Annotated in this window: 20 protein-coding genes; 13 read left to right on the forward strand and 7 right to left on the reverse strand. The window is 71.1% G+C overall.

All coding sequences use genetic code 11. The features are described 5' to 3' along the window. Positions 1 to 16: 16 nt before the first annotated feature. Positions 17 to 742: an IclR family transcriptional regulator gene (locus C8D81_RS02590; RefSeq protein WP_094356151.1), complete on the reverse strand. Its 726-nt coding sequence runs from the start codon at positions 740 to 742 to the stop codon at positions 17 to 19. Between the two features lie 114 nt (positions 743 to 856). On the opposite strand from C8D81_RS02590, the gene leuC reads away from it, so the two are divergent. From leuC to C8D81_RS02605, 3 genes are all read left to right on the forward strand, one after another. Beyond that, positions 857 to 2,314: a 3-isopropylmalate dehydratase large subunit gene (gene leuC, locus C8D81_RS02595; protein WP_094356150.1), complete on the forward strand. Its 1,458-nt coding sequence runs from the start codon at positions 857 to 859 to the stop codon at positions 2,312 to 2,314. Then, on the forward strand, positions 2,314 to 2,919 hold the full coding sequence (gene leuD, locus C8D81_RS02600; RefSeq protein ID WP_094356149.1) for a 3-isopropylmalate dehydratase small subunit: 606 nt from the start codon (positions 2,314 to 2,316) through the stop codon (positions 2,917 to 2,919). The genes leuC and leuD overlap by 1 nt, the downstream gene beginning before the upstream one ends. 268 nt (positions 2,920 to 3,187) lie before the next feature. Beyond that, complete coding sequence (locus C8D81_RS02605; RefSeq protein WP_094356148.1) at positions 3,188 to 3,997, forward strand: HU family DNA-binding protein; 810 nt, start codon at positions 3,188 to 3,190, stop codon at positions 3,995 to 3,997. An 82-nt stretch (positions 3,998 to 4,079) separates the two neighbouring features. Here the strand turns inward: C8D81_RS02605 and cofC are convergent, their stop codons facing one another. Continuing rightward, on the reverse strand, positions 4,080 to 4,892 hold the full coding sequence (cofC, locus tag C8D81_RS02610; protein WP_094356147.1) for a 2-phospho-L-lactate guanylyltransferase: 813 nt from the start codon (positions 4,890 to 4,892) through the stop codon (positions 4,080 to 4,082). A gap of 111 nt (positions 4,893 to 5,003) precedes the next feature. Here cofC and C8D81_RS02615 point away from each other — a divergent pair, with 111 nt between their 5' ends. The 3 genes from C8D81_RS02615 to C8D81_RS02625 are packed head-to-tail and all read left to right on the forward strand — an operon-like array spanning position 5,004 to position 7,928. Next, positions 5,004 to 5,792 (forward strand): lysophospholipid acyltransferase family protein, encoded by a 789-nt coding sequence (locus C8D81_RS02615; RefSeq protein ID WP_094356146.1) that lies wholly within the window; start codon positions 5,004 to 5,006, stop codon positions 5,790 to 5,792. Continuing rightward, positions 5,789 to 6,778, forward strand: a complete 990-nt coding sequence (locus C8D81_RS02620; protein ID WP_094356145.1) for an NAD(P)H-dependent glycerol-3-phosphate dehydrogenase — start codon at positions 5,789 to 5,791, stop codon at positions 6,776 to 6,778. The genes C8D81_RS02615 and C8D81_RS02620 overlap by 4 nt, the downstream gene beginning before the upstream one ends. A 10-nt stretch (positions 6,779 to 6,788) precedes the next feature. After that, positions 6,789 to 7,928 (forward strand): D-alanine--D-alanine ligase family protein, encoded by a 1,140-nt coding sequence (locus tag C8D81_RS02625; protein ID WP_229119387.1) that lies wholly within the window; start codon positions 6,789 to 6,791, stop codon positions 7,926 to 7,928. Between the two features lie 170 nt (positions 7,929 to 8,098). Here C8D81_RS02625 and C8D81_RS02630 read toward each other — a convergent pair whose 3' ends face one another. Both C8D81_RS02630 and C8D81_RS02635 read right to left on the reverse strand, forming a co-directional pair. Next, entirely contained in the window at positions 8,099 to 8,566 is a 468-nt protein-coding gene (locus C8D81_RS02630) for a DUF3515 family protein (RefSeq protein ID WP_229119388.1), read from the reverse strand. 1 nt (position 8,567) lies between these two features. Next, positions 8,568 to 8,804 (reverse strand): Lrp/AsnC family transcriptional regulator, encoded by a 237-nt coding sequence (locus C8D81_RS02635; RefSeq protein ID WP_094356144.1) that lies wholly within the window; start codon positions 8,802 to 8,804, stop codon positions 8,568 to 8,570. A 140-nt stretch (positions 8,805 to 8,944) separates the two neighbouring features. On the opposite strand from C8D81_RS02635, the gene C8D81_RS02640 reads away from it, so the two are divergent. Next, positions 8,945 to 9,919, forward strand: a complete 975-nt coding sequence (locus tag C8D81_RS02640; RefSeq protein WP_094356143.1) for a thiamine-phosphate kinase — start codon at positions 8,945 to 8,947, stop codon at positions 9,917 to 9,919. Between the two features lie 90 nt (positions 9,920 to 10,009). After that, the gene (locus C8D81_RS02650) at positions 10,010 to 12,724 is read left to right on the forward strand and encodes an FtsK/SpoIIIE family DNA translocase (protein ID WP_172421671.1); all 2,715 of its coding nucleotides are present in this window, start codon (positions 10,010 to 10,012) and stop codon (positions 12,722 to 12,724) included. Between the two features lie 35 nt (positions 12,725 to 12,759). Here the strand turns inward: C8D81_RS02650 and C8D81_RS02655 are convergent, their stop codons facing one another. Next, a complete protein-coding gene (locus C8D81_RS02655; RefSeq protein ID WP_133625492.1) occupies positions 12,760 to 13,740 on the reverse strand; it encodes a helix-turn-helix transcriptional regulator in 981 nt (326 codons plus the stop codon). 16 nt (positions 13,741 to 13,756) lie between these two features. Beyond that, positions 13,757 to 14,803 (reverse strand): hypothetical protein, encoded by a 1,047-nt coding sequence (locus tag C8D81_RS21170; RefSeq protein WP_208109078.1) that lies wholly within the window; start codon positions 14,801 to 14,803, stop codon positions 13,757 to 13,759. A gap of 101 nt (positions 14,804 to 14,904) precedes the next feature. Here C8D81_RS21170 and C8D81_RS02665 point away from each other — a divergent pair, with 101 nt between their 5' ends. The 5 genes from C8D81_RS02665 (at position 14,905) to C8D81_RS02685 (ending at position 18,510) form a co-directional block, all read left to right on the forward strand. Beyond that, positions 14,905 to 15,516, forward strand: coding sequence for a TIGR03086 family metal-binding protein (locus tag C8D81_RS02665; protein WP_133625493.1), 612 nt, complete (start codon positions 14,905 to 14,907; stop codon positions 15,514 to 15,516). Positions 15,517 to 15,579: 63 nt separating this feature from the next. After that, positions 15,580 to 17,010, forward strand: coding sequence for a 30S ribosomal protein S12 methylthiotransferase RimO (gene rimO, locus C8D81_RS02670; RefSeq protein WP_133625494.1), 1,431 nt, complete (start codon positions 15,580 to 15,582; stop codon positions 17,008 to 17,010). Then, positions 17,007 to 17,624 (forward strand): CDP-diacylglycerol--glycerol-3-phosphate 3-phosphatidyltransferase, encoded by a 618-nt coding sequence (pgsA, locus tag C8D81_RS02675; RefSeq protein ID WP_094356139.1) that lies wholly within the window; start codon positions 17,007 to 17,009, stop codon positions 17,622 to 17,624. Before rimO ends, pgsA begins: the two co-directional genes overlap by 4 nt. Next, positions 17,614 to 18,129 carry a CinA family protein gene (locus C8D81_RS02680; RefSeq protein WP_094356138.1) on the forward strand — a complete coding sequence of 172 codons (516 nt, stop codon included), beginning with the start codon at positions 17,614 to 17,616 and terminating at the stop codon, positions 18,127 to 18,129. The genes pgsA and C8D81_RS02680 overlap by 11 nt, the downstream gene beginning before the upstream one ends. Positions 18,130 to 18,213: 84 nt before the next feature. After that, positions 18,214 to 18,510: a helix-turn-helix domain-containing protein gene (locus C8D81_RS02685; RefSeq protein WP_179251222.1), complete on the forward strand. Its 297-nt coding sequence runs from the start codon at positions 18,214 to 18,216 to the stop codon at positions 18,508 to 18,510. A 6-nt stretch (positions 18,511 to 18,516) separates the two neighbouring features. Here C8D81_RS02685 and C8D81_RS02690 read toward each other — a convergent pair whose 3' ends face one another. Then, a complete protein-coding gene (locus C8D81_RS02690) occupies positions 18,517 to 23,004 on the reverse strand; it encodes an ATP-dependent helicase (protein ID WP_094356137.1) in 4,488 nt (1,495 codons plus the stop codon). Between the last annotated feature and the right edge of the window lie 24 nt (positions 23,005 to 23,028).

Here is a 23,028-nt window from a genome sequence, read left to right on the forward strand (position 1 = left end):
AGCCGGCCGGGTCGGGTCAACCTTCCTGGCCGGAGTCGCGCAGCACCTCGGTCAGCCGATCGGCCGCCGCGATCACGGCCCGGGCGTGCAACCGGCCGGGCTGGCGCGAGAGTCGCTCGATCGGCCCGGAGACGCTGAGCGCGGCGATCACCTTGCCGGAGGGGGAACGCACCGGCGCCGACACCGAGGCCACCCCGGCCTCCCGCTCGCCGACCGACTGGGCCCAGCCGCGGCGGCGTACCGCTGCCAGGGCGACCGCCGAATAGCGCGAACCGCGCAGGCCGCGCTGCATCCGTTCCGGTTCCTCCCAGGCGAGCAGCACCTGGGCGGCCGAACCGGCCGACATCGTCAGCTGCGACCCGACCGGCACGGTGTCGCGCAGACCCGACATCCGTTCGGCGGCGGCGACGCAGATCCGGACATCACCCTGGCGGCGGAACAGCTGCGCGGATTCCCCGGTGATGTCGCGCAGCCGGGCCAGCACCGGTCCGGCGGTCGCCAACAGGCGGTCCTCACCGGCGGCCATCGCCAGCTCCGCGAGCCGCGGGCCGAGGACGAAGCGGCCCTGCAGGTCACGACCGACCAGGCGGTGGTGTTCCAGCGCCACCGCGAGTCGGTGTGCGGTCGGGCGGGCCAGCCCGGTGGCGCTCACCAGACCGGCCAGGGTGGTCGGTCCGGTTTCCAGGGCGCTGAGCACCAGGGCTGCCTTGTCAAGAACGCCGACTCCGCTAGAGTTGTCCATAACTTGATATTGCCGTCTCGAATCCTGGAACGCAAGTCTGTGGCCGGGGCTGCTGGCAACGATGGCGGAGACGCACCGAGGTGCGGCGATATCGACTCGGACCTGGATGGAGTCATGGCTGATAACGAAGAGATCCCCTCGACCACGAACGAGCGTGCCGACGGGCCGCTGACACTCAGCGAGAAGCTGTGGCGCGACCATCTCGTGCACAGCGCACCGGGTGAACCGGACCTGCTCTACATCGATCTGCATCTGGTGCACGAGGTGACCAGTGCGCAGGCCTTCGACGGGCTCCGGTTGGCGGGGCGGTCGGTGCGCCGCCCCGATCTCACCATCGCCACCGAGGATCACAACACCCCGACCCTGGACATCGACAAGCCGATCGCCGACCCGGTCTCCCGGCTGCAGGTCGACACGCTGCGCAAGAACGCCGAGGAGTTCGGCCTGCTGCTGCACAGCCTCGGCGATCCCGATCAGGGCATCGTGCACATCATCGGCCCGCAGCTCGGTCTCACCCAGCCCGGGATGACGGTGGTCTGCGGGGACTCGCACACCGCCACCCACGGCGCGTTCGGTTCGATCGCCTTCGGCATCGGCACCTCCGAGGTCGAGCACGTGCTGGCCACCCAGACGCTCCCGCAGGCACGGCCGCGGACGATGGCGGTCAATGTGGACGGCGACCTGCCCGAGGGGGTCACCCCCAAGGATCTGGTCCTGGCGCTGATCGCCCAGGTCGGTACCGGTGGTGGTCAGGGCCACATCGTCGAATACCGCGGCAAGGCCATCGAGGACATGTCGATGGAGGGCCGGATGACGCTGTGCAACATGAGCATCGAGTGGGGAGCGAAGGCCGGCATGGTCGCCCCCGACGAGAAGACCTTCGAATACCTGAAGGGGCGTCCGTACGCCCCCGAGGGTGCCGACTGGGATGCCGCGGTCGAATATTGGAAGACATTGCGGACCGATGAGGGGGCCACCTTCGACGAGCAGGTGGACATCGACGCCAGCGCGCTGACCCCCTTCGTCACCTGGGGGACCAACCCGGGGCAGGGCATCGAGCTGGGCGGTTCGGTGCCCTCACCGGAGGACTACGACGACCCGGCGGACCAGCAGGCCGTCGGTCGGGCGCTGGAATACATGGGTCTGGTCGGCGGTACGCCGATGCGCGAGATCGCCGTGGACACGGTGTTCCTGGGTTCCTGCACCAACGGCCGGATCGAGGATCTGCGGCTCGCCGCCCAGGTGATCAAGGACCATCAGGTGGCCGACGGGGTGCGGATGCTGGTGGTGCCCGGCTCGGCCCGGGTCCGCCTGCAGGCCGAGCAGGAGGGGCTGGACCAGGTCTTCCTGGCCGCCGGTGCGGAGTGGCGGGCGGCCGGGTGCTCGATGTGCCTGGGCATGAACCCGGACCAGCTCAGCCCGGGGGAGCGCAGCGCCTCCACCTCGAACCGCAATTTCGAAGGACGGCAGGGGAAGGGCGGACGGACCCACCTGGTCTCACCGGCCGTCGCCGCCGCCACCGCGGTCCGCGGCACCCTCTCCGCCCCCAGCGATCTCGAAGGAGCCAAGTGATGGAGAAGTTCACCACCCACACCGGGACCGCGCTGCCGCTGCGGCGCAGCAACGTGGACACCGACCAGATCATCCCGGCGGTCTATCTGAAGCGGGTGACCAAGTCCGGCTTCGAGGACGGGCTGTTCGCCGCCTGGCGCACCGATCCGGAGTTCGTCCTGAACAGGCCCGAGCATGCCGAGGTGAGCATCCTGGTGGCCGGCCCCGATTTCGGCACCGGCTCGTCGCGGGAGCATGCCGTCTGGGCCTTGCAGGACTACGGATTCCGGGTGGTCATCGGTTCCCGCTTCGGTGACATCTTCCGGAACAACGCCGGGAAGGCCGGGTTGCTGATCGCGCTGGTCAAACAGTCCACCGTCGAGGAGCTCTGGGAGGCGATCGAGCTCGATCCCAGCCTGGCCGTCACCGTCGACCTCGAGGCCCGCAGCATCACCGCGGGACAGAAAGTCTGGGAATTCGAGATCGATGACTACACCCGGTGGCGACTGATGGAGGGTCTCGACGACATCGGCCTCACCCTGCGGCAGGCCGACGCCATCGACGACTACGAGTCCCGGCGGCTCCCGTTCAAGCCGAAAACCATCCCTGCAAGGGTTTCCAGCTGATTCCACCTGTCGCCCCGGATGCTCCTCGCCGAGCATCCGGGGCGCTTTTTCATGGGGTGGCCCGGACCCCGGGGCACCGGGTCACGGGCCGTCGGCGTACCCGGAAATCGTTGCGACACGGCAGATCCGAGTACTTGACATGTTTGTGATTGCTCTCATCTTTCCCTAGCGTGGTGCCTGCAGCCACCGGTTGGCTGCGGCCAAGACCTCGACAGGGCTTGGGCACACAGGCGTCCCGAACGATCGGGACAGTTCGGAGAGAGTGACTGTGAACAAGGCTGAGTTGATCGAAGCGCTGTCGGTGAATTTCGATGGCAACAAGGCAGAGGCAGGCCGAGTCCTGAACCTGGTCGTCGACACGATCATGGTCGAGACCGCCCGCAACGGGAAGGTGTCGATCACCGGATTCGGCGTCTTCGAGAAGCGGCACAAGGCTGCCCGGATGGTTCGCAACCCCCGCACCGGTGAGCGCAAGCGGGCCAAGGCGACCAACGTCCCGGCGTTCCGCGCCGGCACCAAGCTCAAGGACTACATGTCCGGCAAGGAGAAGCTGCCGCGGGCCACCAAGGCGACCGCCGCCAAGAAGTCCGCGGCCGCCGCCACCAGCACCGCGACCAAGAGCGCTGCGAAGAAGGCGACCGCGACCAAGTCCGCCGCCAAGAGCACCGCCAAGAAGGCCAGCACCACCAAGGCCGCACCGGCCGCCAAGAAGAGCACCGCCAAGAAGTCCACCACCAAGGCGACTCCGGCGAAGAAGGCGACCACCCGCGCGACCCCGGCGGCCAAGAAGAGCACCGCCAAGAAGACGGCCACCAAGGCCGCCACCACCAGGGCCACTCCCGCGAAGAAGAGCACCGCGAAGAAGTCGACCGCGCGTCCGGCGGCCAAGAGCACCGCCAAGAAGTCGACCACCCGCGCGACCCCGGCGGCCAAGAAGAGCACCGCCAAGAAGGCGCCGGCCAGCAAGGCGACCGCGAAGAAGAGCACCGCCAAGAAGGCCACCCCGGCAAAGAAGGCGCCCGCGAAGAAGAGCACCGCCAAGAAGGCCAGCACCCGGCGTACCGCCAAGAAGGCCTGACCGCAGCACCTCACTCGATGGGGCCCGGAGCACTCGCTCCGGGCCCCATCGGTGTCTCGGGGAAAGCCGGAAGAGGCCGTGCTCAGGGCCAGAGCTGGCGGATCGTGCCGTCGCCGGCACGGGCCAGCTGGACCCGCTGCCCGGGATGCGGCCGGGGGAAATCGGGGGGCACCGCGGCGGCGCCGGCGGTGACCGCGGTGCCGTCGTCGAGCAGCAACCGCACCCCGTCACCGGTCACCTGGGCGACCACACCGGTCTGCTGCCGCACCGGGCGACCATCCTCGAGCAGGGCCGCCAGTTCCGGCGCCAGGCCCACCCCGGCGGCGGCCTCCGCCAGCTCCCCGACGGTGTCCACGTCGCGGCGCAGACCGGCCGGCGCGGCCAGCTCGGTTGCACCGGACTCCCGGTGGCGGGCCGCCGAATCCTTGCCGAACAACGGATCCAGGGCCATCCCGCGGGCGGCCAACAGGGTCGTCCCGGTGCCCTCGGCATCGGGGACGAACCAGCGTCCCACCGGTGCGGCGCATTCCGCCAGGACGGTCCGCAGCTCGGTGTCGGTGATCGCCGGCAGGTCGGCCATCGACGCCACCACCAACTGCCCGGTCGGCGCATTCACCGCGCCCGCTCGGAAAGCCGCGTTCAACCCCTCACCGGGGTCGGGGAGCACCAGCGGATGCAATCCGTTGCTGGCCAGAAAACGCGCCGACCCGGGGGATGCGGAGACCACCACGACCTCCGCGCCGGTCGCCGACCAGGTGCGGACGGTGTGCAGCAGCATCTGCTGGGCGATCCGCGCGCGCAGCGCCGGCGGCACCTCGACCAGCCGTGACTTGGCGGACGCCAGATCCTTGAACGGCAGCACCACCCGCGGGGCAGCGGTCGAATCACCAGCCATGGGGGCGATGCTGCCATACCGCGAGGAATCCCTGCCGCGGGTGTGGTCACCTCGCTACAGTGGCTGCGTCGGTCCGGTGGCCGGCACCCCCGACCAGCGGAGGATCCATCCATGGCCGACGTCAGCCCGTCCCGCGGCATCGCCGCTCGCCCGCTGCGTGCAGTGATCGACGAACCCGCCGAGCCCGTGCTGCGGCGTACCGTCTGGGCGGTCGCCGGGATCCTGCGCCGGATCACCCATCAGGACTGGCGGAACATGGAGAAGGTCCCGCGGACCGGTGGGTTGGTGATCGTGATCAACCACATCTCCAACTTCGACCCGGTGGCCTACGGCCACTACCTGACCTGGGCCGGGCGTTGGCCCCGGTTCCTCGCCAAGGATGCGATCTTCCGCGTTCCGTTGCTCGGTTGGGTCGCCTCGCATGCCGACCAGATCCGGGTACGCCGGCACGGGCCGCGGGCCAACGAGGCCGTCGCCGCCGCGGTGCAGGCCATCAACGACGGCAAGGCCGTCAGCGTCTATCCCGAGGGCACCATCACCGCCGACCCCGACACCTGGCCGATGACCGGGCGTACCGGGGCCGCACGGATCGCCCTCGCCACCGGCTGCCCGGTCATCCCGATCGCCCAGTGGGGGGCCCAGGAGGTGCTGCCGGGCAAGAAGCTGACCTGGCCGAGAATCCTGCCGCGCAAGACGATGCGGGTGATCGCCGGTGATCCGGTCCCGCTGGATGACCTGCGTGGCCTGCCATTGCGGGCACCGGTGCTCGAGGAGGCCACCGACCGGATCCTCGATGCGCTCACCGCACTGCTCGCCGAGCTGCGCGAGGAGACGCCACCGCCGGGCCGGTGGGATCTGAAACTGGGTCGCCGGGTGCCGATCAAGGAGTGGAACCGATGAGCCGGGTCGCGGTGATGGGAGCCGGTGCCTGGGGGACCGCCTTCGCCATGATCATGGCCGATGCCGGCAATCCGGTCACGCTCTGGGCGCGCCGGGCGGCGGTCGCCGAGGGGATCAACAGCGTGCGGCGCAATCCCGACTATCTCAGCGATGTGCCGCTGCCGGCCGGGCTGACCGCGGTCACCGACCCGCAGCAGGCACTCACCGATGCCGAGCTGGTGGTCCTGGCGATCCCGGCCCAGCAGCTGCGTGCCAACCTGCTGGATTGGCGACTGCCGAACGACTCGTTGCTGATCAGCCTGGCCAAGGGAGTGGAGAACGAGACCCTGCTGACGATGAGCCAGGTGGTCACCGACATCGGTGTCGACGCCGAACGGGTGCTGGCGGTCAGCGGTCCCAACCTGGCCGGGGAGATCGGGCAGCGACAGCCCGCGGCCGCCGTCGTCGCGGCACGCAGCACCGGGACCGCGGACCGCGTCGCCGCCGCCTGCCGGACCGGCTACTTCCGGCCCTACACCAGCGTCGACGTGGTCGGGTGTGAGATCGGCGGAGCGACCAAGAACGCGATCGCGCTCGCCGTCGGCATGGGGCAGGGGCTCGGCATGGGGGCGAATTCGCTGGCCTCGTTGATCACCCGCGGGCTCGCCGAGACCAGCCGCCTCGGCGAGGCACTCGGTGCCGACCCGCACACCTTCGCCGGCCTGGCCGGGATGGGCGACCTGGTCGCCACCTGCATGTCCCCCCTGTCGCGGAACCGCACCTTCGGTGAACTGCTGGGCCGCGGCCATGACGTGGCGCAGGCCAGGGCACTGTCCCGAGGGGTCACCGAGGGCGTCCGTTCGGCCGCCTCGATCCAGGCGCTGGCCGAACGGCACGACGTCGACATGCCCATCGTCGGCCACGTCGTCGACGTGCTGGCGGGCCGGCAGACGCCACGCGACGCGATCGGCACCATGATGGCGCGACAGACCCGACCCGAACGGTAGGGTCGCCCACGTGAGTGAGCCGATCCAGAGCACCGAGCCCGACCAGCGGCCCACCGTCGCCCTCGTCTTCGGCGGTGATTCCAGTGAGCATCAGGTTTCCTGTCTCACCGCGGGCAGCGTTGCGCGCGCCATCGACCCCCAGCGGTACCGGGTCGTCGGCATCGGCATCACCCGGTCCGGTCGCTGGGTCCGGGTGCCGCTGGAGCAGATCCAGCAGTTGCAGATCGTCGACCGCCAGATGCCCAGCCTGACCGAGGATCACCCGGACGCCGAACTGGTACGCACCCCCGAGGGCGTCCAGCTGCTGACCCGCGACGGGGGAACGCTGACCGACCCCGAACGGGTCGATGTCGCCTTCGCCCTGCTGCACGGACCCCACGGTGAGGACGGCACGATCCAGGGATTGTTCGAGCTGCTGGGGTTGCGGTATGTCGGCTCCGGGGTCGCCGCGTCGGCGATCGGCATGGACAAGCATCTGATGAAGCTGGCGTTCGCGGCCAGCGGCATCCCGATCGGGCCGTTCGTGGTGATCCAGCCGCACGAGTGGGAGAAGGACCCGGCCGCCAGCCTGGATGCCGTGGCAGCGTTGGATTTCCCGGTCTTCGTCAAACCCGCCCGCGGTGGCTCCTCGGTCGGGATCACCAAGGTGGACGACAAGGAGGCGGTCGCCGCGGCGATCGAGGAGGCCCGGCGCTGGGACCCGAAGGTCCTGGTGGAGCAGGGATTCGTGGACTGCCGCGAGGTCGAGTGCGGGGTGCTCGGCGGGCGCACGGGTGATCCCGGGCGGGCCAGCTCGGTGGCCGAGATCCGGATGCACAACGAGAGCGGCTTCTACGACTTCGAGGCGAAGTATCTGCCCGAGGACCAGGTCAGTCTCGATGTGCCGGCGAGGATCGATCCGGAGACCACCGAGGCGCTCCGCGCGCTCGCCGTGCGGACCTTCGACACCCTCGGCTGCGAGGGACTGGCGCGGGTCGACTTCTTCGTCGCCCGGATGGGCCGGATCTATGTCAACGAGATCAACACGATGCCCGGATTCACCGCCACCTCGATGTTTCCGCTGGTCTGGCAGCACGCCGGTCTGGAGTACCCGCAGCTGATCGATGAGCTGCTGCAGCTCGCGCTGAACCGCCCGCTCGGGCTGCGCTGAGCCCCCCGTTCATCGAAAAGGTCGCGCAGCGACCGTGTCGAGATGAACCCCCGGTGCAGCTCAGCTCATCTCGACACGCGATCCATTGCTCCGCTTCGCTGCGCATGCTCGCTACTCGATGAGCGTGGGCAGGGGCCGGCTCATCTCGCTACTCGATGAGCGTACGAAGGCTAGAGACAGGGTTTCTGGGAGGGGTTGCCGGTGGCGACGGCGGCGGCCAGGTCGACCAGGGCGTCGGCCTCGGGGGCGTACTTGTTCGGGACGCCGACCTGGATGGTCGCGGTCCGGCCGATGGTGGTGAACAGCCAACCGCCCTGGCCCTGTTCGGCGTACCAGCCGACGCCGTTCACCTCGAAGCAGCGGGTGTCGCGCTGCATCGCCTCGGGCTCGGCGATCCCGCAGACCACGGTGATCGGCGGTTCACCCCAGGCACCGCTCAACGAACCGCTGGTACCCCGCCGCTGTTTGCCGAGCACCTTGTCCGGGAGCGCGGTGATGACCTGGTCGCAGGCGGTCCGCACGTCGGCCGCGACGGGTGGATCGGTGACCTGGACGGTGCTGCCGCAGCCGGCGAGTGCGCCGACCGCGACCAGTGTGGTGAGCGCGAGCGGGAGTGGGGGAGTGCGGCGGGGGCGCACCTCAGATGTTGACGACCGGGCAGGTCACGGTGCGGGTGATCCCGGCGACGACCTGGACCTTGGCGACCACCAGGTTCCCGAGCTCGTCGACATTCGGCGCCTCGGCGCGCACGATCACGTCGTAGGGGCCGGTGACATCCTCGGCGAGCGTGACCCCGGGAATGGTCCGGATCTCCGCGGCCACTTCCGCGGCCTTGCCGACATTGGTCTGCACCAGGATGTACGCCTGGACTGTCATCTCCTGCTCCTAGCCGTCCTCGGGGACCCGGTCCGGGTGGTGCCGGGTACGCCGCTGCTCACGGTACCGTGTCGCGCAAGGTCCGCACCACTGCCGTCGGCGGCGGACCCATCGCCCACCCGACCGCCGCTGGAGGCCCGATGACCGCACCCGAGCAGCCCGCCGGAACCCTTTCCGAGGTTGGAGAATTCGCGCTGATCGACCAGCTCACCGCCGACCTGGAGACCTCCGACGCGGTCCGCCTCGGACCCGGTGACGATGCCGCGGTGATCACCCCCGACGGTGATCTGGCCGTCTCCACCGACACCATGGTCGCCGGGGTGCACTTCAAGACCGACTGGTCCCTGCCGCACGAGGTCGGCCAGCGTGCGGTGGCCGGCGCCCTCGCCGACCTGGAGGCGATGGGTGCCCGCCCGGTCGCGCTGGTGGTCGCCTTCACCGCTCCCGGGGACCTGGCCGCCAACTGGGCCAAACAGTGCGTCCAGGGGATGCGGCTGGAGGCGGCCCGCGGCCGGTGCGTGCTGGTCGGCGGCGATGTCACCTCCGGGCGCGACGTCACCATCACCGTCACCGTGCTCGGCGACCTGCAGGGCCGCCCGCCGGTGACCCGCGCCGGCGCCCGGCCCGGGCAGCTGCTGGCGCTGCGGGGCCGGGTCGGCTGGTCCGCCGCCGGGCTGGCGGTGCTGCGCCGCGGATTCCGCTCACCCCGGGCGGTGGTGGATGCCTACAAGGTGCCCGAGGTGCCCTACGGCCAGGGCGTCGTCGCCGCCGACGCGGGTGCCAGCGCGATGATCGACGTCTCCGACGGGCTGCTGGCCGACCTGGGGCACATCGCCCGCGCCTCCGGCGTACGGCTGACCGTGGACCGTGCCGATCTCGAGGTGCCCGAGGCCATCCAGGCCGTCGCGGCCGCCACCGGCGCCGATCCGTGGACCTTCCTGCTCACCGGGGGAGAGGACCATGCACTGGCCGCCGCCTTCGACGAGGGCGCCGTCCCCGAGGGCTGGCGGGTGATCGGCCGGGTCGAGGCGGTTGCCGACGGCGACGAGCCCGGCGTGCTCGTCGACGGTACGCCGTGGGACGGCGAGGCCGGCTGGGATCACTACCGGCGCTGAGCGCCGCGGGGCGCATCTCGGCTTGGTAACGGGCCCGGTGGCGGCGTGTGGGGGAGGCCCATCGGGAGCCGATTCGCTAACCTGTGGGACATGGCGAGCCGCGCGTCTTCCCCGGCGCGGACCCGAAGCTCGACTGCGAACTCGCAGTCGGGCTCCCGTCCGCGTTCGTCCGGAACGAAGAAGAATCAGACCACCCGCCCCCAGACCCGGGGCGGCAGTTCCGCTACCCGTAAGAAGGCGCCCGCGAAGCGCCCCACCGGCAAGCGTCCCCCGCAGCGGCGCGGTCCCGCGCCGCGGCCGTCGCTGCTGGAGCTGATCGGCCGCGGCCTGGCCGCCGCCTGGAACGGCCTCGCGCACGGCACCGGCAGTGCCGCCCGCTCGATCGGCAACGGTGCCCGCGACGTCGACCCGGCACTGCGCCGCGACGGGGCCGGGCTGTTCCTGCTCGGTGTCGCGATCGTGCTGGCCGCCGCGTTCTGGTGGTCCATCCCGGCGCCGGTCGGCCCGGCCATCGTCACCGGGGTGTCCACCCTGGTCGGCACCCTCGGCTTCGCCGCGCCGCTGCTCGTCGGCTGGATGGCCTGGCGCACCCTGCGGCACCCGGATCGCAACGGCCCGGCCGGCCGCCAGGTGGTGGGCTGGCTCGCCCTCGCCCTCGGCCTGCTCGGGTTGATCAACATCGCCAACGGCCTGCCGCGGCCCGAGAGCCCCGAACGGCTGCGCGCCGCCGGCGGCATGCTCGGCTTCATCTCCTCCAGCATGCTGGCCGACCTGCTCACCGTCTATGTGGCCGTCCCGCTGCTGGTGCTGCTGATGCTGTTCGGTGCCCTGGTGGTGATCGGCATCCCGCTGCACGAACTCGGCGAGCGGGCCTCCGCGCTCATCCCGCAGCGCCGCGAACGCTATGAGGACGAGGACCTCGAATACGGCGTCGATGAGGCCTACGACACCCCGCTGGTGAAGGACAAGCCACGCAAGGGTGCCGCCGTCGACCCGGTCGACGAGGATGCGGACGCCGCGCCGCCGGCAAAGCCGGCCGCGAAGCAGAGCGCGAAGAAGCGGCGCAGCTTCGTCGACGAGCAGCCGCTCGCCGGTGACGACGAGGTGTTCGATGTGGACGCCCTCGACCCCGCCGACGACGCGACCGCTGGCGACGTACCGGACAAGAAATCGAAGGGTACGCCGAACCCGTCGGCCGAGGCGGCCGAGCAGGGTGGCGACAAGAAGGTCACCGCCGGGCTGCCGCCCGAGACGGCCGGTGCGGTCGAGGCGCCTTCGGTGGAGGCCCCGAACCACTCGCCGATCCCGCAGCGGGTCGAGCAGCTGCAGCTCTCCGGCGATGTGCAGTATGTGCTGCCGGACGCCGAGTCGCTGAAGCCCGGTTCGGTGCCGAAGTCGCGGACCCAGGCATCCGACAACGTGGTCCGCGCGCTGTCGGAGGTGCTGGAGCAGTTCAACGTGGACGCCCAGGTCACCGGTTACACCCGCGGGCCGACCGTGACCCGTTACGAGGTCGAGCTCGGCCCGGCGGTGAAGGTCGAACGGGTCACCGCGCTGAGCAAGAACATCTCCTATGCGGTCGCCTCCCAGGACGTCCGGATCCTCTCGCCGATCCCCGGCAAGTCCGCGATCGGCATCGAGATCCCGAACACCGACAAGGAGGTCGTCTCCCTCGGCGACGTGCTGCGCTCCAACCGCGCCCGCAACGACCACCACCCGATGACCGTCGGGCTGGGCAAGGACGTCGAGGGCGGTTACGTGATCGCCAACATGGCGAAGATGCCGCACCTGCTGGTCGCCGGCGCCACCGGCTCGGGCAAGTCGTCGTTCATCAACTCGCTGATCACCTCGGTGATGATGCGCGCCACGCCCGATGAGGTGCGGATGCTGCTGGTCGACCCGAAGCGGGTGGAGCTGAACGCCTACGAGGGCATCCCGCACCTGGTCACCCCGATCATCACCAACCCGAAGAAGGCGGCCGAGGCGCTGCAGTGGGTGGTGAAGGAGATGGACCTGCGCTACGACGACCTGGCGGCCTTCGGTTTCCGGCACGTCGATGACTTCAACAAGGCGGTACGCGCGGGTCAGGTGCAACCACCGGAGGGGTCGGAGCGGGTGCTCTCGCCCTACCCGTACCTGCTGGTCGTGGTGGACGAGCTCGCCGACCTGATGATGGTCGCCCCGCGCGACGTCGAGGACTCGATCGTGCGGATCACCCAGCTCGCCCGCGCCGCCGGCATCCACCTGGTGCTCGCCACCCAGCGGCCCTCCACCGATGTGGTCACCGGCCTGATCAAGGCCAATGTGCCGTCCCGGCTGGCGTTCGCGACCTCCTCGATGACCGACTCCCGGGTGATCCTCGATCAGCCGGGTGCGGAGAAGCTGGTCGGCCAGGGTGACGGGCTGTTCCTGCCGATGGGTGCCGGCAAGCCCATCCGCGTGCAGGGCTCCTGGGTCACCGAGGCCGAGATCCGGCAGGTCGTCAAGCACGTCACCGAGCAGCTGCAGCCGACCTACCGCGAGGACGTCACCGCCCCGGCCGCCTCCACCAAGGTGGCCGAGGACATCGGCGACGACATGGACCTGGTGCTCGAGGCGGTGCAGCTGGTGGTGAACCTGCAGCTCGGCTCGACCTCGATGCTGCAGCGCAAGCTGCGGGTCGGTTTCGCCAAGGCCGGCCGGTTGATGGACATCCTGGAGACCCGCGGGATCGTCGGTCCCTCCGAGGGCTCCAAGCCGCGCGAGGTGCTGGTCAAGCCCGACGATCTCGATGAGGTGCTGACCAACCTGCAGGCCTCGGGCTGAGTCTGCCCGCGCCTCTCGGCACGGCCGCGGGCGGCCTACTCGAGGTGCGGTGGGTCGGTGTGGATGGTGCGGGCCTGGTCGGCGATCTCGACCATCAGGGCGCGCAGTTCGGGTGGGTCGAGGACTTCGAGCAAGTCGCCGAAGCCGAGCAGGACGCCGACCGCGCCGCGCAGCGAGGTGACCTCGGCGCTGACCCGCTCGTGTTCGGGGCCGTCCGGGCGGCGGGTAGGTTCGCCGGCCAGGGCCAGGCCGAGCTGGCGGATGACCAGGTCCGCCTGACCGCGCAGCACCCGCAGTTCGATCGGGTACGCCTCCCGCTCCCGCCAGGCGGCGCGGAGCTGCTGCCAGACCGCTGCCAGATCGAGCCCCGGTGGGCGGTGCGCGCGGGCCGAGAGCACCTCGAGTCGCTGGATCCGATCCAGCCGATAGGTGCGTGGCGAGCCGCGATGGGCGGCGATCAGATACCAGGTGCCGGCGGCCTGGACGAGGCCCCAGGGGTCGATGGTCCGGGTCCGGACCTGCTGGGCACCCCGGGAGTGGTAGCCGATCCGCAGTCGGCGGTCCTGCTCCACCGCGGCCAGGGTGACCGGCAGGTGTACCGGGCCGCCGGGGCGTACCCGGCCCCAGCCCTCGGGGTCGAACAGCACCCGGTCGAGGGTGTGGCCGACCGAGCGGACGTGCTCCTCCGGCAACCCGCTGGACAGCTTTCGTAACGCCCGTTGGAAATCCCGGTCCACCCCGAGGCTGGTGCTGAGCTGCCCGCCGACCGCCAGGAACAGGGCCCGGGACTCCTCGGCGGTGAGCGTCTCGGCCGCCGGTCGATAGCCGGGCAGCAGCGCATAGCCACCGCGACGGCCGCGCTCGGCATAGACCGGTACGCCGGCGGCGGACAGTGCGTCGATGTCGCGGACCACGGTCCGCGGGGTCACCTCCAGCCGGCGGGCCAGCTCGCTGGCACTCAGTCGCTGGTGCTGGCGCAGGAGCGCCACCAGCTGCAGCAGACGATCGGCGCGCATGAGGACGGCACCTGGCTCACGGTGCGGAGATCATCAGGGTGAGCTGGCGCAGCCGGTCGCTGCCATCGAACTCCAGATGCAGATACCGACCCTCGACCAGATAGCGCAGGAAGGTCGGCCCACTGCGTTCGGGTCGCCCACCCAGCAGGGTCTGCACCGTCGACCGGTCGGCGGCGGTGCGCAGGCCGTGGATCAACGCATCCGGGCGGGGATGGTCCTCCAGCCGGATGAAGACCGTCTGCAGCACTCCCGCACCGAATCGCAGTTCCAGCCCGGAGCGCCGCAATCGCGCCGCGCTGCGATGGGCACCCCGGGGTCCCCAGTCCGCACCCGGATCGGCCACCAGCGCGACCAGCTGCCGCAGCCGTTCGTCGCCATCGGGTGCGCCGAGCGCCGCCAGCAACGTGGTGATCTCACCCTCGACGGAGACCGGACCGGCCGCCGCAGCTGCCGTGGCCGGGGGCCCGATCGGCTCCGGCACACCCGGCGCACCGGTGGCCTCCGCGGTGCGCGCCTCGACCCAGGCGGTGAACGCATCGGATTCGTCGACGTCGTTCCACTCGTCGGGGACGGTCACCTCGAAGGTTTCCTCCACCCAGGCACGGAAATCACTCACCGCCGCGATGGACTCCTCGTCCTCGGGGGGCCCGGCGAGCTCGTAGGAGACCAGCTCCAGGTAGCCGATGGCGATCAGCCGCAGGAAGTCGATCGCGGACTCGGCCAGGATCAGCGCCTCCCCGTCGGAGCCGAGTTCCACCACCCGCAAACCGTCGGACTCATCGAGCCAGAGCGCCGCCATCGACCCGTCGCCGGCGGCCTGCGCGATCGGCAGCAGCCGGTCCTGGCCCGGCGTACCGGGCTCGAACCAGCCCTCCAGGGTCTCGGTGTCGCTGAACACGATGCCCAGCTGCCGGTCACCCGGATAGGGGGTGAGGAAGTAGCCGTGTTCGGTGCGCTCGCCGAAGCCCTGGCCCTCCATCCACTGCCAGGCCCGTTCGAGCTCGTCGGGGATCCTCATCCCGACGGGGAGCCGGGGCTGCAGCAACTGGGAGAACGTCGACATGGGCCGAAATCTAGCCGTCGGATGGCCGGAAAACCATGACATCAGGTGTCTGATATCGGCCCCCAGGATGGGGGACAACCGCACCGACGAAGGGAAACCCGATGAACCTCCCCGATCTCCGACCGCAGCTCACGACCGCCCAGACCCGGATCTGCGAGCTGGTCGCGGCGACCGATCCGGAGCAGCTCGACCTGCCCACCCCGTGCAGCGAGTTCACCGTCACCGGGCTGGTCGAGCACCTGTTCGGCGTCCAGCTGCGGATCATCTCCTACGCCACCACTCGCCGGGTGGGCGACAGCCCGGCCGGCGTGCCGCTGACCAGCACCGACCCGGCCGCGATCGCCGACCAGCTCCGCGACCTCGCCGCACAGGGGCAGCGCGTCTGGGCCGACTGGTCCGCCGCGGACCTGCAGACCCAGACCGTCACCGGCCCGTTCGGCACCGTACCGGGCGGGGTGGCGCTGGCGATCATGACCAGCGAGAACGTCGTGCACGGCTGGGACCTGGCCGTCGCCACCGACCAACCCAGCGAGGGCGACCCGCAGACCGCCACCCTGCTGCTGGCGATGATGCAGCGGGCGCTGCCCGCCGAACCGCGCGGCGGGGCGGAGATCCCGTTCGCCGCCCCGGTCACCCCGGCCGCCGATGCCGGCCCGACCGAACGGCTGGCGGCCTGGACCGGGCGTGTCCGGCCGATGCCGCTGACCGGTTGAGGCCGGATCGAGACCTGCGCGGGGTTCGGCGCGGCGGCGCTGGCCGGATACGCTGGTGGGGACATGACTGAGACCACTCCCGTTCATCTGGTCAGCCTCGGCTGCGCCCGCAACGACGTCGACTCCGAGGAGCTCGCGGCACGTCTGGAGGCCGGCGGTTTCCGGCTCGTCGACGAGGCCGAGAACGCCGAGGCGGTGCTGGTGAACACCTGTGGCTTCATCGAGGCCGCCAAGCTCGACTCGATCAACACGCTGATGGCGGCCGCCGATCTCAAGGAGCAGGGCTCCGCGCGGGCGGTGGTCGCCGTCGGCTGCATGGCCGAGCGCTACGGCACCGAGCTCGCCGAGGAACTGCCCGAGGCGGACGCGGTGCTCGGCTTCGACTCCTATACCGACATCGACGAGCGGCTGCGCGCCATCCTCGACGGGGCCCGTCCCGCCGCGCACGTGCCGCGCGATCGGCGTACGCTGCTGCCGCTCAGCCCGGTGGACCGGCAGGCCGCCGCCCAGCAGCAGGCCGCCCCACCGAAGGAATCGCCGGAGGTCACCGGCTCGATCGCCAACACCGGTGCCCGGGTGCTGCGCCGCCGGCTCGGTTCCGGTCCGATGGCGCCGCTCAAGCTCGCCTCCGGCTGCGACCGACGCTGCGCCTTCTGCGCCATCCCCGCCTCCCGCGGGGCCTACCTCTCCCGCCGGCCCGATGAGATCGTCGCCGAGGCCCGCTGGTTGGTCGACCACGGGGTCCGCGAGGTGTTCCTGGTCAGCGAGAACTCCTCCTCCTACGGCAAGGATCTCGGCGATCTGCGCAGCCTGGAGAAACTGCTCGGCGAGCTGTCCGCGGTCGAGGGGTTGGACTGGATCCGGGTCTCCTATCTGCAACCGGCCGAGACCCGACCCGACCTGGTCAAGGCGATCTGCAGCACCGACAAGGTGGTGCCCTATTTCGACCTCTCCTTCCAGCACGCCAGCAATCCGGTGCTGCGCCGGATGCGGCGCTTCGGCGACCCGGACTCCTTCCTCGGGCTGATCGACCAGGTCCGCGGCCTCGCCCCGACCGCCGGGATCCGCTCCAACGTGATCCTCGGTTTCCCGGGTGAGACCGAGCAGGATGTGCAGGTGCTCAGCGACTTCCTCAGCGCCGCCCGACTCGATGCGATCGGTGTCTTCGGCTATTCCGATGAGGAGGGCACCGAGGCCGCCGGGATGGGCGACAAGGTCGACCCCGACGAGGTCGAGGCCCGTCGCGCGGCCGTCGCCGACCTGGCCGCCGAGCTGGTCGACCAGCGGGCCGAGGAGCGGATCGGCGAATCGGTCCGGGTGCTGGTCGAGGAGATCGACGAGGAAGGCCGGTTGCTCGGCCGGGCCGCGCACCAGGGGCCCGAGGTGGACGGTTGCAGCGAACTGGTCGGCTCCAGCGCGGCGGTCGGAACCTTCGTCTCCGGTACCGTCGTGGCCAGCGAGGGAGTCGACCTGATCGTGGAGGTGACCCGATGAACGCCCAGCCGACCCCGGCCGATGCGACCAGGTCCCAGATCAACGGCCCCAACGTGCTGACCGCGATCCGGTTGCTGGCCGTCCCGGTCTTCGCGGTGCTGCTGCTCAGCTATCCGCACGACCCGACCTGGCGGCAGATCACCACCGCCGTCTTCGTGGTCGCCATCCTGACCGACTTCGTGGACGGCTGGTGGGCCCGCCGCTACAACCTGGTCACCGACTTCGGCAAGATCGCCGACCCGATCGCCGACAAGGCGCTCACCGGGATGGCCTTCATCGGGCTGAGCATCCTCGGGGAACTGCCCTGGTGGGTGACGATCCTGGTGCTGGTCCGCGAGTGGGGCATCACCGTGATGCGCTTCGTGCTGCTGCGCCGCGGAGTGGTGCTGGCGGCCAACAAGGGCGGCAAGTTCAAGACCACCGTGCAGGCGATCGCGCTGGTTCTCTATCTGCTGCCCCTGCCCGGGTACCAGTGGGGCCAGCCGATCTCGACCGAGGTGATCCCCGAGATCGTCTCCTGGATCCTGATGGCGGTCGCGGTGATCGTCACCGTGTTCACCGGGATCGACTACGTGCGCGAGCAGCTCACCGGTCCGCGACGCGATGACGAATGAGCCCGCTCCCGGTCCGGTGGGCCTGCCCGAGTTGGTACGCCTGGCCGAGCCGGTGATCGCGGCCGCGGTGCGCTCCGGGCGTAGCGTCGCCACCGCCGAATCGCTGACCGGTGGGCTGCTCGGGGCTGCGTTGACCGGGGTCTCCGGGGCGTCGGCGGTCTATCGCGGCGGACTGATCCCCTATGCCACCGACCTGAAGGCCAGCCTGGGCGGGGTGGATGCGGAGGAGCTGGCGCGTCACGGCGCCGTCTCCGCGCAGACCGCCCGGGGGATGGCCGCCGGGGCCGCGGCACGCTGCGGCGCCGACATCGGGATCGCGCTGACCGGGGTCGCCGGCCCGGACCCGCAGGAGGGGCATCCGGCCGGCACCGTGTTCTGCGGCTGGTACGCCGCAGCGGGCGCCGAGCACCGGGAGCTGCGGTTGGCCGGGGATCGGGCCGAGATCAGGTACGCCGCAGCGGCCGCCGCCCTCGGCGTACTCACCGAGCTGCTCGATTCGGAATAATCCTGCGCACACAACGGTTCTGCTGAGGGCGGACCAGCGTGCCGGGTCTGTGCACCGCTACCCCCATTGGGTAGAGTCGGATCCATGGCCGAGGAGGAAGGCAAGCCGATGCTCTTGCGTGAGTTGCTCGGTGAGACCCTGCGCGAGGAGCGGGTCCATCAGGGACGCACGCTGCGTGAGGTCTCCGGCATGGCCCGGGTCAGCCTCGGTTATCTCTCCGAGGTCGAGCGCGGCCAGAAGGAGGCCTCCAGCGAGCTGCTGGCAGCCATCTGCACCTCGCTCGATCTGCCGCTGTCGTCGCTGTTGTCCACGGTGAGCGACAAGCTGGTCATCTCGGAGCGGCCGATTCGCCCGGTGGCCGAGGTGCGCGCCGCGGCCTGAGGCCGCTCACCCACGCAGCCGCAGCCCCTGCGGTGTCATCGTGAAGCCCGCCTGTTCCAACGCGGCGCGCAGCGGATGATCGAAGATGTGGCCGCCGTCGGCCTTCTCGATGGTGAGCCCCGGCATCCGGCGCGCCCGGATCACCTCCGCCAACGCCGTCGCGGCGGCGCCCAGGTCCGCGGCCGGATCATCGCCGGGAAAGGTGAGCACCGTGCGTACCCCGCGTTCCAGATGCAGCACCAGCCGCCCCTCCACCAGCACCACCACCGCACCGGCCTTCCGGCTGGGCCGATGCCCGTCGCGTTCGGGCCAGGGCAGCGCCGCACCGTAAGGATTGGCGGGGTCGCTGGCGGCCAACACCACCGCACCGACCGGACCCTGACCGCGGAGTCGGTCGACGGTCGCCGAGGTGGCGAACTGGGCCGCGCCCAACCCATCGATGAAATAGCCGCGCAGGCACTGGCCGGTCTCCTCCAGCCGGGACAGCGCGCGATAGCTCGGCCCGAAGGAGGCTCCGGGCTGCTCGGCGAGGACACTGCCGCGGGTCAGCACGCCGTAGCGGTCCAACTGCAGCACCAGCCGCTCGGTCGCCGCCCGCTCGGCCGCCTCGGGTGAGAGCGGGGGCGCCGCCCAGCGGCCCACCGTGGTCGGCGCGGTCGGCGGGCGCAGCTGCCGGCGGGCGGCGCGCAACGTCCCCGAGCGGGACCGGACCCGCGGCGTACGCTTCGATTTCAGCGCCCCGCCGGTGGCCAGTGCCCGCACCGGGGCAAAGGTGTCCGCACGGGCCCGGCCGGCCCAGACCAGCTCCCACAGCGCCCGCTCCTGGTCACCGCGGGACAGCTCCGGGTCGAGCAGATCGTCGAAGAACCAGCCGCCGCCGCGCTCCAGCCGGGTCAGCATCCCGGCCGCGGCGGGGGTGAGGTCATCGCCCGGTGCGATGGGCGGTGCGATCGCCAGGTCGGCCGGCCAGAACCGCACCCAGCCGTCGTTGCCACCGATCGCACCGTCCCCGGTCCAGCTGAACTCCCCGGCAGCCAGCAACTCATCGAGCATCGCCGGCTGGTAGTCCCGGACTCTGGCCGGCAGCACCATCGTCTCCAGCATCGACGCCGGGATCACCGCACCCGCGAGCTGGTCGAGGGTCTGGGCGACCGCATCGATGCCGTGGGCGTCCCCGCCGACCCCCTGCCAGGCCGGCAGGAAACGGCCGTAGCTGGCCTGGTCGACCGGTTCCACCGCGGCCCGCAGCGCCGCCAGGGTGCGCCGCCGGATCAACCCGAGCACCCGGTGATGGCACCACTGCCGCAGGTGTTCGGCACCCGGGCTCGGGTCGAAGCTGCCCTGCACCAGGGTGCCGCGGCTGGTCAGCTCGCGCAGTTCGGCGGCGACCACCGACACCCCCAGGCCGAGCCGGTCGGCGACCTCGCGTTCGGTGAACGGACCGTGGCTGCGGGCGAAGCGCAGCACCAGATCCCGCAGCGGGTCCCCCTCGGCGACGGTGACGCCGAATCCGGGCGGGGCTGGTACGCCGAGGGCGTCGGCGAGGCGGGGGAGATCCTCGACCACCGCCAACCGCTCGGCGCCGGCGACCCGCACCGGCACCACCCGCCGCTGGTCGATGAGCGCGGTGATCGCCGGTTCGGCGACGCCCTCGGCGCTGCGCTGGGCGACCTCGGCGGCCGACAGTGGGCCGATGGTGCGGATCAGGTCGAAGACCGACTCGGTGCCGGTGGCCTGCCGGCCGGCTGCCAGCCACTGCAGCTCGGCGGCGACCTCGGCGATCACCTCCGGGTCGAGCACTTGGCGCAGCGCATCGTTGCCCAACAACTCGGCCAACAGCCCGCTGTCCAGCGACAGCGCTGCCGCGCGTCGCTCGGCCAGCGGGCTGTCGCCCTCGTAGACGAACTGGCCCACATAGCCGAACAGCAACGACCGCGCCATCGGCGAGGCACGCGGGGTCTCCACCTCCACCACCCGCAGCTGCCGGGCGGCGATCTGGCGTTGCAGGGTGAGCAGCCCGGGCAGGTCGAAGACGTCGTGCAGGCATTCGCGCACCGTCTCCAGCACGATCGGGAAATCGGGATGCCCGGCCGCCACCTCGAGCAGCTGTGCTGCCCGCATTCGCTGCTGCCACAGGGGAGTGCGGGCCCTGGGGTCGCGGCGCGGCAGCAGCAGCGCCCGCGCGGCGCACTCCCGGAAGCGGGCGGCGAACAGCGCCGACCCGGTGACCTCGGCGGTGACGATCTGCTCCAGGTCCTCGGGGTCGACCACGACCAGATCGGCACCCGGCGGGGCGCCGTCGGAGTCGGGTACCCGGATCACGATGCCGTCGTTGGTGGCGGTGGCGTGCACCTCGACACCGAGCCGCTCCCGGGCCTGCCGGCCGATCGCCAGCGCCCAGGGCGCGAGCACGGGTGTACCGAGGCCGGCGTGAAGGCAGAGCTGCCAGTCCCCGAGCTCGTCGCGGAATCGTTCCAGCACCACGGTGCTGTCGGTCGGCAGGACCCCGGTGGCCTGTCGCTGCTCGTCGAGATAGGCCATCAGGTTGTCGCGGGCGCGGCGATCCAGGCCGATGCCGTTGAGCCGCTCGGTGGCCGGTTCGTCCGCACCGCCGAGGGCGCGGACCAGCTCGCCCTGGGCCAGCCCCAGCTCCAACGGCCGGCCGGGGGAATCGCCCTTCCAGAAGGGCAATCGGCCGGGTTGGCCGCCGGCGGGGGAGACCTGCACCTGGTCGTGGGTGATCGCCTCGATCCGCCAGGCCGTGGTGCCGAGGGTGAACACGTCACCGACCCGGGACTCGTAGACCATCTCCTCATCGAGCTCGCCGACCCGCCGGCCGGCGCCGCCGCGCTCGTCGCCGCCGACCAGGAAGACGCCGAACATGCCGCGGTCGGGGATGGTGCCCCCGGAGGTCACCGCGAGCCGTTGCGCACCGGGGCGGCCGGTGAGCAGATCCCGCTCCCGGTCCCAGGTCAACCGGGGCCGCAGCTCGGCGAACTCCTCGCTCGGATAGCGGCCGGCGAGCATGTCCAGCACCCCGGTGAAGGCGCTGCGCGGCAACCGGGTGAAGCCGGCGCTGCGGCGTACCAGATCGAACAGCTCATCGACCGCGATCTCTTCCCCGGCACAGATCGCGACGATCTGCTGGGCCAGCACGTCGAGCGGATTGTGCAGCTCGGCGACCTCCTCGATCAGCCCGGCGCGCATCCGTTCCACCACCGAGGCGGTCTCGATCAGATCGCCGCGATGGGCGGGCAGGAAGAGCCCGCGGGAGATCGCGTCGACCTGGTGGCCGGCGCGGCCGACGCGCTGCAGGCCGCTCGCCACCGAGGGCGGGGATTCGACCTGGACGACCGCGTCGACCGCGCCCATGTCGATGCCCAGTTCGAGCGAGGAGGTCGCCACCACACAACGCAACCGCCCTGACTTCAGCTCGTCCTCGACGATGGCCCGCTGGTCCTTCGACACCGAGCCGTGGTGGGCACGGGCGATCACCGGGGCGTCTTCGTCGGAGCCGTCGATTCCCTTGCTGACACCGGATTGCGCGAGCACGGCGGCCGGTGATTCGACATCACGGGGCACGTCGGCGCCGAGGCGTTCGGCGTACGCCTCGTTGAGCTGGGCGGTGAGCCGCTCCGCGATCCGGCGGGAGTTGGTGAACACGATCGTGGAGCGGTGGGCCAGCACCTCATCGAGGATCTGGTCGGTCAGGTGCGGCCACATCGAGCGGCGCTCGGCGGTCTCGCTGCCGGCCCCGGGATCGGCCATGTCCTCGACCGGCACGACGACCTGCAGATCCCAGCGCTTCTCGTTGGCTGGCAGCACCAACCGGACCGGGGCGCTGGCGGTCAGGAACTCCGCGACCCGCTCCGGCGGACGCACCGTCGCCGACAACCCGATCCGCTGGAAGGGGTGGTCGGTGAGCCGGGCCAGTCGCTCCAGCGACAGGGCCAGATGGGCACCGCGTTTGCTGCCGGCGAGCACGTGCACCTCGTCGAGGATGACCGTGCGGACCCCGCGCAGCGTCTCCCGGGCCGCGGAGGTGAGCATCAGGAACAGCGATTCGGGGGTGGTGATCAAGATGTCCGGCGGTGTCGCCTGCAGCCGGCGCCGGTCGGTGGCCGAGGTGTCGCCGGAGCGTACGCCGACCCGCACCTCGGGAACGTCGAGGCCGAGCCGCTCACCGGCGCGGGTGATGCCGCGCAGCGGGGCACGGAGGTTGCGCTCCACATCGACCGCGAGCGCCTTCAGCGGGGAGACGTAGAGCACCCGCGGGCCGTCGCCCGGCTCGGGGGGATCGGTGACCAGGTCGTCGAGCGCGGCCAGGAAGGCGGCCAGGGTCTTGCCGGAGCCGGTGGGCGCGACGACCAGCGCGTGCTCACCGCCGGTGATCGCCTGCCACGCCTCGGCCTGGGCCGGGGTCGGAGCGGCGAACGAATCGGTGAACCACGCCCGGGTCGCCGGCCCGAAGCCGGCCAGCGGATCGTCGGCCATGCGGGCATTCTGCCAAGGGGGACC

It is taken from the genome of Enemella evansiae (assembly GCF_004362375.1).
Lineage (GTDB): Bacteria > Actinomycetota > Actinomycetes > Propionibacteriales > Propionibacteriaceae > Enemella > Enemella evansiae.